The sequence below is a fragment of the Subtercola boreus genome (assembly GCF_003399635.1).
GTDB lineage: Bacteria > Actinomycetota > Actinomycetes > Actinomycetales > Microbacteriaceae > Subtercola > Subtercola boreus_B.
In genome coordinates this window covers 171,133-187,857 of the sequence record NZ_NBXB01000041.1, presented here as the reverse complement: position 1 = coordinate 187,857, position 16,725 = coordinate 171,133, and the positions used below count along the sequence as shown (strand labels likewise).

At 68.2% G+C, this 16,725-nt stretch carries 14 protein-coding genes; 7 read left to right on the top strand and 7 right to left on the bottom strand.

What is annotated here, in order from left to right; genetic code table 11:
- Nucleotides 1–623: 623 nt before the first annotated feature.
- Nucleotides 624–830 (bottom strand): hypothetical protein, encoded by a 207-nt coding sequence (locus B7R22_RS15840; RefSeq protein WP_116412656.1) that lies wholly within the window; start codon nt 828–830, stop codon nt 624–626.
- Nucleotides 831–967: 137 nt separating this feature from the next.
- On the opposite strand from B7R22_RS15840, the gene B7R22_RS15835 reads away from it, so the two are divergent.
- Together B7R22_RS15835 and B7R22_RS15830 are read left to right on the top strand one after the other, a co-directional pair.
- Entirely contained in the window at nt 968–2,224 is a 1,257-nt protein-coding gene (locus B7R22_RS15835) for a mechanosensitive ion channel family protein (protein WP_116412655.1), read from the top strand.
- Nucleotides 2,225–2,351: 127 nt separating this feature from the next.
- Nucleotides 2,352–3,128 carry an alpha/beta hydrolase gene (locus tag B7R22_RS15830; RefSeq protein WP_116412654.1) on the top strand — a complete coding sequence of 259 codons (777 nt, stop codon included), beginning with the start codon at nt 2,352–2,354 and terminating at the stop codon, nt 3,126–3,128.
- A 20-nt stretch (nt 3,129–3,148) separates the two neighbouring features.
- Here the strand turns inward: B7R22_RS15830 and B7R22_RS15825 are convergent, their stop codons facing one another.
- Complete coding sequence (locus tag B7R22_RS15825; protein WP_116412653.1) at nt 3,149–4,045, bottom strand: VOC family protein; 897 nt, start codon at nt 4,043–4,045, stop codon at nt 3,149–3,151.
- Nucleotides 4,046–4,122: 77 nt separating this feature from the next.
- On the opposite strand from B7R22_RS15825, the gene B7R22_RS15820 reads away from it, so the two are divergent.
- Together B7R22_RS15820 and B7R22_RS15815 are read left to right on the top strand one after the other, a co-directional pair.
- Complete coding sequence (locus B7R22_RS15820) at nt 4,123–5,382, top strand: multidrug effflux MFS transporter (protein ID WP_116412652.1); 1,260 nt, start codon at nt 4,123–4,125, stop codon at nt 5,380–5,382.
- A gap of 304 nt (nt 5,383–5,686) precedes the next feature.
- Nucleotides 5,687–6,733: an LLM class flavin-dependent oxidoreductase gene (locus B7R22_RS15815; RefSeq protein ID WP_116412651.1), complete on the top strand. Its 1,047-nt coding sequence runs from the start codon at nt 5,687–5,689 to the stop codon at nt 6,731–6,733.
- 175 nt (nt 6,734–6,908) lie between these two features.
- Here B7R22_RS15815 and B7R22_RS15810 read toward each other — a convergent pair whose 3' ends face one another.
- Nucleotides 6,909–7,478, bottom strand: a complete 570-nt coding sequence (locus tag B7R22_RS15810; protein ID WP_116412650.1) for a YdcF family protein — start codon at nt 7,476–7,478, stop codon at nt 6,909–6,911.
- A gap of 64 nt (nt 7,479–7,542) precedes the next feature.
- Nucleotides 7,543–9,000, bottom strand: coding sequence for an amidophosphoribosyltransferase (purF, locus tag B7R22_RS15805; protein ID WP_116412649.1), 1,458 nt, complete (start codon nt 8,998–9,000; stop codon nt 7,543–7,545).
- 144 nt (nt 9,001–9,144) lie between these two features.
- On the opposite strand from purF, the gene purM reads away from it, so the two are divergent.
- Nucleotides 9,145–10,251 carry a phosphoribosylformylglycinamidine cyclo-ligase gene (purM, locus tag B7R22_RS15800; protein WP_116412648.1) on the top strand — a complete coding sequence of 369 codons (1,107 nt, stop codon included), beginning with the start codon at nt 9,145–9,147 and terminating at the stop codon, nt 10,249–10,251.
- A gap of 288 nt (nt 10,252–10,539) precedes the next feature.
- On the opposite strand, the gene purD is transcribed toward purM, so the two are convergent.
- Entirely contained in the window at nt 10,540–12,786 is a 2,247-nt protein-coding gene (gene purD / locus B7R22_RS15795) for a phosphoribosylamine--glycine ligase (RefSeq protein ID WP_116412647.1), read from the bottom strand.
- Between the two features lie 371 nt (nt 12,787–13,157).
- On the opposite strand from purD, the gene B7R22_RS15790 reads away from it, so the two are divergent.
- Together B7R22_RS15790 and B7R22_RS15785 are read left to right on the top strand one after the other, a co-directional pair.
- Entirely contained in the window at nt 13,158–13,553 is a 396-nt protein-coding gene (locus B7R22_RS15790; RefSeq protein ID WP_116412646.1) for a sterol carrier family protein, read from the top strand.
- A 112-nt stretch (nt 13,554–13,665) separates the two neighbouring features.
- A complete protein-coding gene (locus tag B7R22_RS15785) occupies nt 13,666–14,040 on the top strand; it encodes a hypothetical protein (RefSeq protein ID WP_116412645.1) in 375 nt (124 codons plus the stop codon).
- A gap of 127 nt (nt 14,041–14,167) precedes the next feature.
- On the opposite strand, the gene B7R22_RS15780 is transcribed toward B7R22_RS15785, so the two are convergent.
- On the bottom strand, nt 14,168–14,419 hold the full coding sequence (locus B7R22_RS15780) for a DUF3073 domain-containing protein (protein WP_116412644.1): 252 nt from the start codon (nt 14,417–14,419) through the stop codon (nt 14,168–14,170).
- Between the two features lie 113 nt (nt 14,420–14,532).
- A complete protein-coding gene (locus B7R22_RS15775) occupies nt 14,533–16,716 on the bottom strand; it encodes an APC family permease (protein WP_172582474.1) in 2,184 nt (727 codons plus the stop codon).
- Nucleotides 16,717–16,725 lie beyond the last annotated feature (9 nt).

Sequence of the window (16,725 nt, the reverse complement as noted above, 5' to 3'; positions counted from 1 at the left end):
CGCCGACCCGCAGACGACGGCAACAACGGCTCCAAAATAGCCCAATCGGAATCACTCAAAACAGCAGAACGGGACATCCCCACAGCATCCCAGAACACTGACACCACGTTTAGGAGACACGCCCTAGTCGGAATCTTCAGCAGGCGGGTGCTCTCCCGACTGCTGGTGGATGCCCTCTGCTGGCATCTGGTCGTCGGCCCTCTGCGGCATGACGGTTGCGCTGCTCATCCAGCCCGAGCGAACACCCTGTTTAAGATGGGGTGGTTCTCGGCGTGGCGTTCGGCGCACCCCCGGGCATCCGGCCGGTCAGTGATGACCGTGACCTGAATGAGAATTGGATCTCCCGGGGCTACCGTTGCCCGAACCAACCGGGCCGTGGTCTGAGGATGTTCCCGACGTGTACGTGCCGAATCTGATGAAGCCGCATCCGCTGAGGCCCACGGAGAGACTGCCGGCCAGAACCGATGCACAGATGACGATCACGAACTTTCTCTTCCACGATATGAGCATAAATCACATTATGGTGACTCGTGCTGGGAGCTAGCCGAATCGAGATGGGGTCTGCTGGATGGGTGTGGGCACCAGTGCATGCGCCCACACCAGTCGGGCCTGACTGAGCTGCGCTACTCGGCGAGCTTCGCCACGGCCTGCGCCCAGAGGAAGTACTTGTTCGTACCGAGGTCCTTCACCGTCTTGATGCCGAACGCGGCCTTCAGATGCTCGGCATCGCTGTCGCTGACGCCCTGCAGCGACGCGACCGGCGCCGACGCCAGTTCTTCGATCGGCTTGGTCTCGTAGGCCTTGTCGAACTTGGATTCGATTCCTGCCATGACGTACTCCTTCGCTCGTTCTTCACTAGTGGTACCTGTCGAACGCTAACCCCTCCCGCTGCTCGACTTCAAGACGTGCACGGGTTTCATGGCAGGCTCATGTTCCGCTCGCAGCCGGGCGGTTTACCATGGGGCGAATGACGGAATTCATCGCTGGCATCACCTCCACGCCGTGGCTTCAGGCGCTCGCGTACATCGCGATCGCGGTCGTCTGCGCGGTGGTCGTGACGGCGCTCACCGCGCTCGTCGTGCGTCGCATCAGCCGGCGGAAAGACTGGGCGAAACACCTGATCCGGCGCGCCCGGGTGCCGTTCCGCGTCTTCCTGCTCGTCATTGCACTCTGGATCGCCCTGCAGGCCATGACAGCGGTCGACCCGTGGTGGCGCGAGTTCCTCAGCCACAGCGCGCTGATCGCCACCATCGCCTCCGGGGCCTGGCTGTTCTGCGCGCTCGCGATCTTCCTCGAAGACCTCGGTCTCGAACGGTATCGCACCGATGTTCCCGACAACCGGCATGCCCGTCGCCTCCGCACACAGGTGCTGATCATCCGGCGCGTGACGGTTGTGGCCGCGGTGCTCATCGGGCTCGGGGCGATCCTGCTGACCTTCCCGGGCGTGTCGGCTGCCGGCGCGTCGCTTCTGGCGTCGGCCGGGCTCATCTCGATCGTCGCCGGTCTCGCCGCTCAGTCGACGCTCGCCAACGTGTTCGCGGGCATGCAGCTCGCCTTCAGCGACGCGATCCGGGTGGACGACGTGGTCATCGTCGAGACCGAGTGGGGGCGCATCGAGGAGATCACGCTCACCTACGTCGTGGTGCACCTGTGGGATGACCGCCGGATGGTGCTGCCATCCACGTACTTCACGAACACGCCGTTCCAGAACTGGACCCGCAAGAACTCCGAGCTGATGGGTTCCGTCGACTTCGACCTCGACTGGCGGGTCGACCCTGACGGCATGCGCGACGAACTCCACCGCGTCATGGAACTCACCGACCTCTGGGACCACCGCGTCGCCATCCTGCAGGTCACGGATGCCGTGGGCGGCTTCGTGCACATCCGCATCCTGGTGACGGCGGTGGATGCGCCCACCCTCTTCGATCTCCGCTGTTATGTGCGGGAACAGCTTGTGCGCTGGATCCAGCAGGTCTCGCCGCTCTCGGTGCCGCGCACGCGGGTCGAGCATTCAGAGACCCCGCTCGAGTCCGACGTGCCGCGCACACGCGCCGTGCCGACCGACACGCTTCCCGACGCGCTCTTCAGCGGCGACGCGTCGGCGGCCCTCCGCGGCAGCCAGTTCACCGGGCCCCTCGAAGTGCCGCGCGAGGCGCGCGCCGCCACCCGCGCGACCGAGGCCGCCGGTTCGGCGGCCGACGACGGGACCGCCCCGCCCCGCTGACCTGCCCGCGCTCGCTGCGCCGCAGTTTGTCGCTTCCGCTCCTGCGCGCGCACCAGCGGAAGCGACAAATGTGCGCGCTTGCCGACCGGGATGCTGAGGGTAGGCTTCGAGCGGCGAAGGGAAGCACATGAGTGGCGGGCGGATCGCGTACGGAGACGACTCCGACCAGTTCGGCGAGTGGTGGATGCCCGGCGGCAGCTCGCGGCCCATCGGCACCGCCGTGCTGCTTCACGGGGGCTACTACCGTTCCCGGCGGAACCTCGACCTGATGGATCCGATGGCCGCCGACCTCGCGGCGCGCGGCTGGGCCGTGTGGAACGTCGAGTACCGGCGTCCGGATGCCCATGACTGGGCCGCCACGGTGTCAGATGTGCGGGCCGCCCTCGCGGCTCTCGCTCGCATCCCGTCGTTCGCCCCCGACGTGCCGCTCACCGTGATCGGCCATTCCGCCGGGGGGCAGCTTGCGCTGCAGCTCGCCGAGGACACGGCGGCGGCTGCCGCGACGCCCCCCGCCACGCCCGCTGCCGGCGGCCCTGCCGCGACCGTCCCACCCATCGCGCTGGCCGTATCGCTCGCCGGGGTCGTCGACCTGTCGGGAGCATTCGAACGCAACTCGAGCGATGGTGCGATCAGGATGGCCCTCGGCGGTTCGCCGGCTGAGCATCCGGAGCGGTACGCCGCGGCTTCGCCGAGCCTGTTCGAGCGCCGAAGCACCCCGTGGCTGCTCGTGCAGGGCACGGACGACGTCGACGACTTCGCCCTGCCGAACCGTAATCTGGCCGTGAATGGGCGGGTCGGGCATCCGGAGCTGCTCGAACGGCCGGGCGACCACTTCGCCGTCATCGACCCCGCCGCCCCGATCTGGCACGCGACCATCGCCCGCATCGCCGAACTGCTGCAATAGGCCCGCCCAGTAGCCCCTAGCTACAGGGCGGCCGACACCTTCACGAGGCTGCCCCACGGGTCATCGATCGCCAGGGCGAGCCCATCGTTCCGGAACGCCGTGCCGTAGTGCCCGAGCCGCTCCTCGAGCGCACCCAGGTCGTCGCGCGTCGGCACCACGATATCGACTTGCGCCAATCCGAGCGCCAAGCGCCGTCGTCCCGCGCCCGCGCTCTCCCACGTGTTCATGGCCATGTGGTGGTGGTACTTGCCCGCCGACACGAACAGCGCGCTGCCCGGCACCTCGAATGTCGACTCGAAGCCGAGCCGCCGAACATAGAACTCGCGGGCCGATGCGACGTCTCCGACCGAGAGGTGCACGTGACCCACGGATGCTCCGCCGAGGCCGCGCCGCGGATCATCCACGGTCTCCGGTGTGAGGTACTGCTGCAGGAACGCGTTCGGGTCGACGTAGAGCGTCGCCATCTCGATGCTGCCGTGCACCCAGCTCCACTCGGTGCGGTCGCGGTCCCAGTAGAGCTCGACGCCGTTGCCCTCGGGGTCGGTGAAGTAGAACGCGATGCTGACCTTGTGGTCGGCGCTGCCGGTGAAACTCCCCGGCGCGAGCGTGGCGACCGAGTATATCGAGGCGGCGAGGGCCTCCCTGGAATCGAACAGGATCGCCGTGTGGTAGAGCCCCGCAGAGCGCGGCTCGGCGGACCGGAGCTCCGGTGCGTGCTGGAGGATCAGCACCGGGGTCGTTCCCCGCCCGAGCACCGCGACGTCGCCGTCTGCGCTCAGCACGTCGAGCGTCACGCCGTCGCGGTAGTAGCGGATCATGGCGTCGAGGTCACCCACCCGCAGGGTGACCGGGCCCATGCCGGTTGCGGCGGCCAGGATGTCGGTGTTCGAAGCTGCGACGCCGTTCGAGGAAGTCATGTCATTCATTGTAGCTACAACTAAACTACGGCGCCAGACATTCCCCTAAGCTGGCGCCAGCAGAACGAGGGGGAACAATGGATGCCGCACCGCCCAGCGCCGCCGGGAACCGCCTGCTCATCGCCATTCTGCTGGCGATCATCCCGATCAGCCAGATCCCGATCGACGCCTACACGCCGGCCATCCCCGACATGATCGTCGAACTCGGCGCCAGCTCGACCCTCGTGCAGAACACCGTCTCTGCCTATGTGCTCGGGATGAGCATCGGACTCCTGCCGATCGGCATCATCGCCGACGCCAAGGGTCGCAAACCGACGCTGCTGGTCTGCCTCGCCCTGCTATTTGTTGCCAGCATCGGCTGCGCACTGACCGCCGACATCTACACCCTGCTCGCCCTGCGCTTCGTTCAGGGTCTCGGCGGATGCGCCACCATGGTCATCGTCTACGCGATCGCGGCCGACCGGTTCCGCGGCGCGCGCCTCACCTCGATCTCGGGCCTGCTGGGGGCATCCTGGGGACTCGCGCCGGTGATCGCGCCCGCGATCGGCGGTCTGCTCGTGCAGTACATCTCGTGGCGCGGCATCTTCGTGCTCATCGCGGTGTCGGCGCTTGCCGCGGCAGCAGCCGTCGTGCTGTTGCTGCGCGAGACGCTCGCCGTGGAGAAGCGCACGCCCATCGACCTGCGTGAGATCGGGGGAGTGCTCGCCTCGACCCTTCGGCGCCGCATCTTCATCGGCCTGACGCTCGTCTTCGCGGTCTTCGCGGTCGCCCAGCTGCTCTTCGGGGTTGTCGCGCCGCTCCTCTACGAAACGCAACTGGGACTCTCGCCCGCGATCTACGGACTCGTCGCGCTGCTCGTCGGGGCCGCGAACCTGGCGGGTGAACTGTCGACGGCGCACTTCGCCACCCGGGTGTCGCCGAGGGTGCTGGGGTTCGGGGCGCTCGTCTCGTTCACCGCCGGGGCGATCATCCTGAGCCTCAGCGGTGTGCTCGTGGGGCCCCACTTCGTCTGGATCACGGTGGGCGGGATGCTCGCCCTTGCCGGCTGCGGAGCCCTCTGCCCCCTCGCCTACGGGCTCACCCTGGGCAAGTTCGACCGCAACCTGGGCCTCGTCGGCGGGCTGACGAGCGCGATCTGCTACCTCTTCGTCGCGATCACGATGTCGGCCGCCGCTGGGCTTCCCGACGACTCGCAGGCGCCGCTCGGGTTCGTCTACGTAGGGGTGGCCGTCGCGGGGCTCGTGCTGCTGTCGCTCTGCCTCCCGAGCGCGCGGACGGCCGGGCGGGCATCCGGGGCCGCCGTGAGTTCGTCTGCCTCCGGCAGCGCCCGGGCCTGAGCGCGGTCCCGCACCCACCCCCCCGCGCCCGCCCCGCGCCGCACCCTCCCCACCCTCCCTTCCCACCCTCCCTTCCCACCCTCCCTTCCCACCCTCCCGCCCCACTCCGCACCTTTCGCCACCCGAGGGGACCCATATCGCTCCAACCGGACGCTCGAGCAGCGATTTGGGTCCCTTCGGTACCGGCCCGGCCGGGGCAGCGCGAGCGCCGCCGCCGCGACGGTTCCCGTAGCCATCACCGCGCATCTCCATGCGAATGCATTGAGTCGGGAATACCGCGCACCCGCACAGCGCTGTACAGGGTATGAAGAAGAAGATCGGGTTCCTGTCGTTCGGCCACTACCAGCCCGTAGTCGGCTCGCGTGCTCGCACGGCTCAGGATGCACTGCTGCAGTCGATCGAACTCGCTGAGGCCGCCGAAGAACTCGGCATCGACGGCGCGTACGTTCGCGTGCACCACTTCGCCCGCCAGCTCGCGTCGCCGTTCCCGCTGCTCGCCGCAATGGGTGCGCGCACGAAGACGATCGAGCTCGGAACGGCCGTGATCGACATGCGGTACGAGAACCCGCTCGCCATGGCCGAGAACGCGGCCGCCGCCGACCTGATCGCCGGAGAGCGGTTGCAGCTCGGCATGAGCCGTGGATCGCCCGAGACGGCACTCCGTGGCTCCGAAGCGTTCGGCTACGTCCCCGCGGAGGGCGAAACGGATGCGGACCTCGCCCGCACGCACACGGCGATCTTCCGCGCCGCCATTGCCGGTGCCGGGGTCGTGCACCCCAACCCGCAGATGTCGCGGTCGACCACCCCGCTCGCCATCGAGCCCCAGTCTCCGTCGCTCGGCGAGCGCATTTGGTGGGGTTCCGGCACGCGCGCGACCGCCGTCTGGGCCGCCGAGCAGGGCATGAACCTGCAGTCGTCGACGCTGCTCACCGAAGACACCGGCGTGCCGTTCGACGAGCTGCAGGCCGAGCAGATCCAGCTGTACCGTGACGCCTGGAAGGCTGCCGGGCACCTCCGCCAGCCGCGTGTCTCGATCTCCCGCAGTGTCATCCCGATCACGACCGATCTCGACCGACGCTACTTCGGCGTGGGAGCCCGGGGCGACGCCGAAGACCAGGTCGGCTACCTCGACGGCGGTATTGCCCGCTTCGGCAAGAGCTATACCGGAGAGCCCGACGTGATCGCGGCGCAGCTCGCGGCCGACGCTGCGGTGCAGGCGGCCGACACCGTGCTGCTCACCGTGCCGAACCAGCTCGGGGTCGAGTACAACGCGCACCTGCTCGAGTCGATCGCCCGCTACGTGGCGCCCGCCTTCGGCTGGACCCCGGCGAACGCACCCGTCGCGGTCTGACGCCTGACGCGACATCCGGATGCCGCCTACCGCCAGCCACGCGACATCCGGAGTCACCCGCGCCCGCGCCGCGCGCCCAGCACGTATTCAGGCCACACGGGGGGTCATCGATCATCTGACCTCGGCGGGCCGCGCCTCCTGAACTACGGCGCGGCAAGGAGAGCCGACCCGCGCCTTAACACGAGGGCTCGGCGAGCACCTTCACGAACGCCGACGTCTGGTAGATCGCCTCGTAGATCCAGCGCGCAGCGCCGATCGGGGCGCGGTCCGCCACCATCCGCAGGTCGCCCGTGAAGCACAGCTCCATGATGATGCGGGCGCGCAGGATGTGCGGAGTGAACGTGATCACGGTCGCCGACGTCCAGCCGTGGGATGCGGCGAGCGACTGCAGCGCACGACCTTCACCCTGCGTGGTGAATGGCGACGGCGTCACGCAGTACACCGTGAACGTCTGCGGCTGCGAGCAGATCGGCAGGGCCGACGCCTCGAACCCGGGGGAGTCGGAGCCCGGCGGCGGCACCGAGATGACGACGTTCGACGTGAGTCCGGCATCCACCATTCGCTGGGCGATCGCGATGCGCGTCGGAGTCGGCGGGCCGATCACTAAGACGGCGTCGGTCGGGGCCGGGGCGTCCGTGTCGGGGTAGGCGTAGAGCCGCAGCCCGACCAGCACGACGCTGACCTGGACCACGACGGCGAGGATGATCGCCACGACCTGCGCTCGCCGAAGGCGGGTCAGCGCCATGCCTGCTCCCTCCGGGTCGGGTGCACCGGGCAGCGGATCCGCCTCGCGGACACGGCGCCCGGCGCTACGAGTTCTGCGTGCGCTCCACCCACGCCAGGTACTCGGGACTGACCGTGCCGGTCACATAGTCACCGGTGAAGCAGCTCATCTCGAGCGACTCCACCGAAGACCCCTCGATGATGGCCGCCTGCATGTCGGCGACCTCCTGGTAGATCAGGTGGTCGGCGCCCATGTAGGCCGCGATCTCCGGGATCTTACGGTTGTGAGCCACTAGCTCGTCGCGCGAGGGCATGTTGATGCCGTAGACGTGCGGGAACCTCACGGGTGGTGCCGCAGAGGCGAAGGTGACCTTGTTCGCACCGGCCTGGCGGGCCATGTCGACGATCTCCTTCGACGTGGTGCCGCGCACGATCGAGTCGTCGACGATCAGCACGTTCTTGCCCTTGAACTCGGTCGACATCGCGTTGAGCTTCTGCCTCACCGACTTCTTGCGCACCGCCTGGCCGGGCATGATGAACGTTCGGCCGACGTAGCGGTTCTTGTAGAAACCCTCTCGGTATTCGATGCCGAGCTTCTGCGCCACCTGCATTGCAGCGGGTCTGGATGAGTCGGGGATCGGCATGACCACGTCGATGTCGCCCGACGGGGCCCACTGGGCGACGGTGTCGGCGAGACGGTTGCCGAGACGCAGGCGCGCCTCGTACACCGAGATGCCCGAGAGCACCGAGTCGGGCCGGGCCAGGTAGACGAACTCGAACGAGCAGGGGATGAGCCGGGCATCCGGAGCGCACTGCTTGGAGATCAGTTCGCCACCCATCGTGATGAAGACGGCCTCACCGGGGGCGACGTCGCGCACGACTTCGTAGCCGAGGCTCTCCATCACGAGCGATTCGGATGCCACGACCCACTCGTCGCGGCCCGACTCGAGCACGCGCTTGCCGAGCGTCAGCGGGCGGATGCCGAACGGGTCGCGGAACGCCAGCAGCCCGTGACCCGCGATCATGGCGATCGTGGCGTAGGAGCCCTCGACGCGCTCGTGCACACGGGACACGGCGTTGAAGACCTGCTCGGGGTCGAGGTCGAGGCCCGAGACCTGCTCCTGCAGCTCGTGGGCGAGGATGTTCAGCAGCAGTTCGGTGTCACTGTCGGTGTTGAGGTGCCGACGGTCGATGTGGAACAGCTCCTGCGTGAGCTCCCGGGTGTTCGTGAGGTTACCGTTGTGCACGAGGATGATGCCGTACGGAGCGTTCACGTAGAACGGCTGCGCCTCCTGCTCGCTGCCGGCGTTGCCGCGGGTGGCGTAGCGCACATGACCGAGGCCCATCGTGCCGAGGAGCGACCTCATGTCGCGGGTGCGGAAGGCCTCCCTCACCTGCCCTTTCGCCTTGATGACGTGGAAGGTGTCGCGCTCGGCCGTCGCGATGCCGGTGGAGTCCTGGCCGCGGTGCTGCAACAGCAGGAGCGAGTCATAGACGAGTTGATTGACGGGCTCAGACGAAACGATGCCAACAATTCCGCACATGCTTTGGCGGGCTCCAGACGGGTAGAGAAATAGGCCGTGCTCCAGTCTATCGGCGGGGCGGGGGTGGTTGACCTGTCGGGTGGATGCCCGGTGCCGCCCGACTCGCTTCGTGCCTGTGGCGTGCCGCCTGCGAGAATAGGACGCATGACGAACAGCTATGCCGCCGCCGGCGTCGACACCCGGGCCGGAGACCTCGCGGTCGAACTGATGAAGTCGGCCGTCTCGGCGACGCACGGGCCGAACGTGGTCGGCGGGTTCGGCGGTTTCGCGGGGCTGTTCGACGTTTCGGCGCTCAAGTCGTTCCGCCAGCCACTGCTCGCGACCTCCACCGACGGCGTCGGCACGAAGGTCGCCATCGCGCAGGCCCTCGACAAGCACGACACCATCGGGCAGGACCTGGTCGGCATGGTCGTCGACGACATCGTGGTGGTCGGCGCGCGCCCCCTCTTCATGACGGACTACATCGCCTGCGGCAAGGTGGTGCCGTCGCGCATCGCCGACATCGTGGCCGGCATCGCCCGCGCCTGCTCCGCCACGGGAACGGCGCTCGTCGGCGGAGAGACGGCCGAGCATCCGGGGCTCCTCGGGCCCGACGACTACGACGTGGCGGGTGCCGCAACCGGTGCGGTCGAAGCGGATGCCCTGCTCGGCCCCCCACGCGTGGTCGACGGCGACGTGGTGCTGGCACTCGAGTCGTCCGGGCTGCACTCGAACGGATTCTCGCTGGTGCGCCACATCCTCGCCGGAGCGTCGATCTCGTACACGTCGACCTCCGCCGAGCTCGGCGGTGTGGTCGGGGAGGCCCTGCTCGAACCGACCCGTCTGTACACCTCGCCGCTGCTGCGGGTTCTGGATGATCCCACCCTCGCCGGGGCCGTGCACTCTCTCTCGCACGTGACGGGTGGCGGTATCGCGGCGAACCTCGCGCGTGTGCTGCCGCGTGGTTCGTGGGTCGAGGTGGACCGTTCGACGTGGTCGCCGCTGCCGGTGTTCCGCGTGCTGGGCTCGTGGGCCGGCACCACGCTGGAGAGCGCGGAGGGCACCTGGAACCTCGGGATCGGGATGTTCGCGGTGGTCGCGGCTTCGTCGGCCTCGGCGGTCGCGGCGGCGCTCGCGGCCGACGGCATCCGCACCTGGCCGGTCGGCGCCGTCTCGACGTCCGCCCGCGACTTCGCGGGGGCCGGCTTCGAGCAGGGCGCGAAGGGTATCGACGGCGGCGCGGTGCGCCTTGTAGGCGCCTACGCGGCCTGACCTCCCCGCCCGCCCTCCCACTCTCCACTCTCCCCTCCTTCCCTCCCCACTGACTTTCCCGTTTGCGCGGGAATCTTGCCGTGAGCGTGCGCAAACGGGAAAGTCGACGTGAGGGAAATGCGCCGACACCACCCCTCGCGGCGTCCCGCGCCCGTCCCCTCGGCCTGTCCGCGCCCGCACGCGCCTTCGGTCCGCCGAGTTTCCCGTTTAAGCGGGATACTCGCCGCGAGCGTGCGCGAACGAGAAAGTCGAGGGAGGAGGGAGGAGGGAGGAGGGAGGAGGGGCTCGTCAGGCGGTGAGGCGCTCGATGAGCTCGCGGTAGCGGGCGGCAGTGCGGTCGACGACCTCGGCGGGGAGGGCGGGGGGCGTGCCCACGCGGTTCCAGTTCGCCGAGAGCCAGTTGCGCACGATCTGCTTGTCGAAGCTCGCGGTGCGCTCGCCCGAATCGTAGGCGGCGGCATCCCAGTAACGGCTGGAATCGCTGGTGAGAACCTCGTCGGCGAGGGTGATCTCGCCCGTCTCGCGGTCGGCGCCGAACTCGAACTTCGTGTCCGCGAGGATGATCCCACGATCTTCGGCGATCTCGGCAGCACGGGCGTAGATCGCGAGCGAGAGCCCGCGGAGCGCCTCAGCGATCTCGGGGCCGACGAGTTCCGCGGTGCGCTCGAAGGTGATGTTCTCGTCGTGGTCGCCGAGCTCGGCCTTGAACGCCGGCGTGTAGATCGGCAGCGGGAGGCGGTCGCCGTCGACCAGGCCGGCCGGCAGGGGAACCCCGCAGACGCTCTGCGAGGCCTGGTACTCGATCCAGCCGCTGCCCGAGAGGTAGCCCCGCACCACGCACTCGATCGGGAACATGTCGAGCGGCTTCACCAGCATGGCGCGGGCGCGCACAGACGCGGGCACCGCCGGCACACCGTCGGCCCGGGCCGCATCCTCGTCGACCAGGTGGTTCGGGAACCCGGCGAGTCTGTCGAACCACCAGCGGCTGAGCGACGTCAGGAGTTCGCCCTTGGCGGGGATGCCCGGCTCGAGCACCACGTCGAACGCGCTCACCCGATCGGTCGCCACGACCAGGAGGGCGGCCGCATCATCCACCGAAGCGGCAGCAGTCGGAACGTAGAGGTCTCGCACCTTGCCGGAGTACACGTGGCGCCAGCCGGCCAGGGGAGCGAGGTGCTGCTCGGCCCCGGGCACGTCGACGGAGCCACCCGCGCCGGCCCCGTCACCCGTGCTGGCGCCCGCACCCGCGGCTGTCTCGTCGACGCGAAGAGCGATGTCGCTGCGGAACTGGCCGCCGTCGAGCTGGATCAGCGACAGCGCGCGATAGGCGCGTTCGCGCGCTTCGCCGAAGCCGTTTCCGGTCGCGACCACGCTCAGCACCCGACCTCCGGTGGAGACCAGCTGGCCGCCAGACAGCGCCGTCGCGGCGTGCGTGACATGCACGCCATCGATCCGGTCGGCGTCGTCGACTCCGGTCAGCACGCGGCCGGTCACCGGATGCTCGGGGTAGTTCTCGCTCGCCAGCACCACCGTGACGGCGCTCTCGGTCGAGAACGTCGGCTGCGGCTGGTCGGCGAGGGTTCCCGTCGCGCTCGCGAAGAGCAGGTCACTGAGGGGGTTGATGAGGCGCGGCAGCACGACCTGCGTCTCGGGGTCGCCGAAGCGCGCGTTGAACTCGATCACTCGGATGCCGGAGGCGGTGAGGATGAGTCCGCAGTACAGCAGGCCGATGAACGGCGTTCCCTCGTGGGCGAGTCGGCGCACCGTCGGAAGCGCGATGGAGACGAGCACCTCGTCGACGAACGCCTCTTCGCTCTCGAATTCGTCATCGAGCCAGGGCAGAGGGGAGTAGGCGCCCATTCCGCCGGTGTTCGGGCCTTCGTCGCCGTCGGCCAGGCGCTTGTAGTCCTGCGCGGGGGAGAGGGGCAGCACGGTGTGCCCGTCGCTCACGAAGAAGAGCGACACCTCAGGACCGTCGAGGAACTCCTCGAAGAGGATGTCGCCGTGGGCGAGCCAGCCGGTGGCGTGGGCGAGTGCGGCGTCGCGATCGCTCGTGACGAGCACTCCCTTACCCGCCGCAAGACCGTCGGCCTTGACCACCCAGGGCGCACCGAACTCGTCGAGGGCGGCTTCGATCTCTGCGGTGGTCGCGGCGCGGCGGGCGCGCCCGGTGGGCACCCCCGCTTCATCCATGATGCGCTTGGCGAAGGTCTTGCTGCCTTCGAGGGCCGCTGCAGCGCTCGACGGACCGAAGACGGGGATGCCGCGGGTGCGGAGCGCGTCGGCGACCCCGGCCACGAGGGGTGCCTCGGGCCCGATCACCACGAGTTGGATGTTGCGCTCGATCGCGAAATTCGCGACGGCCTCGGGATCGTTCGGGTCGAGCTCTGCTGTCTGGACGACGGCTGCGATGCCGGCGTTGCCCGGCGCCACGACGATCTCATGCGCTGGAGAGCCTGTCGAAGTGGTCTCTCTGAGCAGGGACGTGACGATGGCGTGCTCGCGAGCACCGGAACCGAGAACGAGAATCTTCACTCGACGATTCTAGGGCGGGAGGGGTATCCGAAAAGTTTTGAAGAGTTTTGCGAAGTCCGCGTAATGGAATGACCGGTGGGCACTCTCTTCTCTATGTGAGGTGCTGTTTGAGGCATCGCACGCTCGTGTGGCGGGTGGTATCCCCCCTAGCTGCCCGTCACACGAAACACGGCAACTCAACAGCAACACAACACCACAGACTTCGCGCGTCGGGTCCCACCTCCCCCCGGTTGGCCCGCCCGGCGCGCGAACCCTCTTCGTGCGGCCGATCGCATCCCCCCTGCGGCCGGTCGTACGAAGTCACTTCGCGGGGCGGCAGGTCTCCCCCCATCGGCTGCCCCGCGAACCCCGCCCGCGGGTACCCTTGGTGCATGGCCCGCGCACGAATCCTCGACGCTGAGGGGGCCGCCGCCCTGCGTGACGCCCGGTCGGCCGTGCAGTCTGCCGAGGATGCCACGGCGCTCGCCACGCTGCTGCCGCGCCCCGTGCTCGCCATGGCTGTGCGGTACTCCCTCCAGGTACTGTCGGAGCGCGCGAAGGGCAACACGGTCGAAGTGCGGGTTCCGCCGTTCGGCGCGATCCAGTGCATCGAGGGCCCCGGGCACACCCGGGGGACTCCGCCGAATGTGGTGGAGATGGATGCTCCGACCTGGGTTGCGCTCGCCACCGGCGATCTGGCCTGGGAGGCCGGGGTGGGCAGGGGAGACATCCACGCCTCCGGCCAGCGGGCGGATCTGCGGGGATACGTGCCCGTCGCGCTGCTGTAGTCGGACGGGCGGTGTCCCCTGGCCGGGGATGCGCGCCGCCGATTACGCGGCCCGTGGACGGAGGACGCCGCCGGTGGGAGTCACCGCCGCGACAGTGGGCGACAATAGAGGGGTGAGTGACACCGATCATCCCGAAGCCGAATCGACGCCTTCCGAGGCGCCCGACCGTGCGGAGCAGGTGATCGGCGAGCAGGATTTCGGATCCGACACCGTGACCATCCACCGTTCGCCCCGGTACTTCCGGTTCATGATCGCGGGTGTCATCGCCGGTGTGATCGCGGCACTGGTCCTGACCTTCGCGTTCCCCCAGCCGGCCGGGTTCAACCCGGCTCAGATCTTCGGATTCCTCGGGCTCCTGTGCGTCGTCGCCGGGATCGTGCTGGGCTCGGCCGTGGCGCTCATCATCGACCGGGTGTCACGCCGCCGCGCCAAGACGATCCAGATGGAACGGGTTGGCTCGTCGGCCGACGAGTCGCTCGACAACTGACGGGCCCGCCGGCACATAATTCAGGATGGGCGCGGTATCAGGGCCGGATGGTCCACGGCGTCGCCAATGACCTGAGTCAAGCGCTGACCCGAATCAGGCGCTGACCTGAATCGGACGCTGACCTGAGTCAGGCGCGCCTCTGCTCGTCTCCCGGGTTCCAGGAGATCGCGAGGTCGTCGTCGTCGCTCTCGAGGTCGTTGTCGTTGTCGCCCTCGTCATCGCCGTCCGCCACGTCGTACTTCGCCGCGAGCGCAGCGAAATCGGGTTCGGAGTGTGTGCCCAACTCGCGCTCGAGTGCACTGTAATTGGTGTCGGGGCTGAAATACTTCAGCTCGCGCGCAACCTTGGTGTGCTTAGCTTTTTGACGGCCGCGCCCCATGCGTGACCCCCTCACCTTTCGGGCCGGGGGATGAACGCCACCCGGATGAGTTGAATACAAGAAAAACTACACGTGAGTTTAGCATGTAGCGCCGGGGGTTCTTCTGTGTGCCACTACTCGTCTACGGCGTCCTGGGCCGCCTCGCGCTGCGCGTCACGACCCGACCGTCCGGCGGGCACCGTCACGGGCTGTTCCGCCGAACCGGCGTCGGCGATGAAGCCGGATGCCGAAGGGGATCCCGTGCCGTGGAAACCCGAGTGGGTCGCAGCCGGATGCGACGGGGCACCGTCGTGCACGGTCGGTGTGTGGGCGCGCACGATGGGTCGCATCGGGTCTCCGCGCCGCTCCTGGCCGGGCACAGGGCGTGAGCGGCGGCCGTAGATGAGTTCGCTCGAGTCGAGGAGCCACGGCACCAGCGAGATCGTCACGCCGTGCACGAGCATGAGGCGCTTGTTGAGGCGTCGGGCCTTGTGGTTGTGCAGCAGGCTCTCCCACCAGTGGCCGACGATGTAGATCGGCGTGTACACGGTCACGACCTCGGCGCCATGAGTCAGGCGGTGCTTCTTGATGTAGGCGCAGAGCGGTTCGGCGACGTCGCGGTACGGAGACTCGATGATGTGCAGCGGCACGGCGATGTTCTGGCCGGACCAGTCCCGTTCGAGCTGGGCGGTCTGCTCCTCGTCGATCGAGATGTGCACCGCCTCGAGCGAGGCGTGGCGGGCCGCGATCGCGTAGTCGAGCGCCTTCAACACCGGCTTCTGCATGCGGCCGACCAGCACGATCGCATGGTCGCCCTTCGCGCCGAACGTGGTGACCGGGTCGACCTCGATCTCCTTGTTCACGTCGCGGTAGTACCGGTTGATGCCGAGCATGAACATGTACAGGATCGGCATGATCACGAACACCAGCCACGCACCGTGGGTGAACTTGGTGATCGTGACGACGATCAACACCACGCCCGTGAGCAGCGCGCCGAACGAGTTGATGGTGAGGCTCCGGATGGTCGCGCCCCGGTCGGGCGCTCCACTCCGGAGGAGCTTGATCCAGTGCACGATCATCCCGGTCTGCCCGAGGGTGAACGAGACGAACACGCCGATGATGTAGAGCTGGATGAGCTGGGTCAGGGAGGCCTGGTAGACGAGCAGGATCGCAGTCGCGGCCAGCGCCAGCAGGATCATGCCGTTCGAGAACACGAGCCGGTCGCCGCGCGTGAGCATGGCCTTCGGTGCGTAGGAGTCCTTCGCGAGCACGGATCCGAGCAGAGGGAACCCGTTGAACGCGGTGTTCGCGGCCAGCAGCAGCACCGCTGCCGTCGCGGCCTGGATGATAAAGAATGGAACAGAGTTGTTGCCGAACACGGAGGCGGCGACCTGCGCCATGAGACTTCGTTGCGGCGTCGACTCGCAGTTCGCGAACCCGATCAGGTCACAACTGTTCTCGGCGTAGTGCACCCCCGATATCAATGCGAGCGTGATCAGGCCGGCGAACAGCACGATCGCGATGCTGCCCATCAGCACCAGCGTGCGTTGGGCGTTCTGGATCTTGGGGCGACGGAAGGCGGGCACGCCATTCGCGATCGCCTCGACGCCGGTGAGGGCCGAGCATCCACTCGAGAACGCCCGCAGCAGCAGCAGGATGACCGCCACCTGCCCCAGGCCTTCGGCCTTCACCGCGTAGTCTGCCGACTCGGCGACCGGCGCTCCACCGAACGCCGTGCGGGTGAGCCCGACGACGATCATGACGAGCACGCTGCCCACGAAGACATAGGTGGGGATGGCGAACGCCTTGCTCGACTCGCGAACCCCGCGGAGGTTCACCGCGGCGAGCAGGATGACGAAGAAGATGGCCAGTTCGACCCGGAAGCCGTTGAGCTCGGGGATGGCCGAGATGATGTTGTCGACGCCGCTGGCGACCGAGACGGCCACCGTCAGCACGTAGTCGACGAGCAGGGCGGAGGCGACAACGAGGCCGGCCTTCTCGCCGAGGTTCTTGTGTGCGACCTCGTAGTCGCCGCCGCCCGAGGGGTAGGCCTTCACGAGCTGGCGGTAGGACGCGACCACGACGACCAGCAGCAGCACCACGGCCGCAGCGACCCAGGGGGCGAAGGAGAAGAACGCGAGCCCGCCGATCAGCAGGATCATCAGCAGTTCCTGCGGGGCGTAGGCCACGCTCGACAGCGGGTCGCTCGCGAAGATCGGCAGTGCCAGACGCTTCGGCAGGAGTTGGCCCTCGAGCTTGTGGCTGGGTAGCGGATCCCCGATTATCCAGCGCTTCGCCGACTTGGGTTCGTTGGTCACGAGTGACGA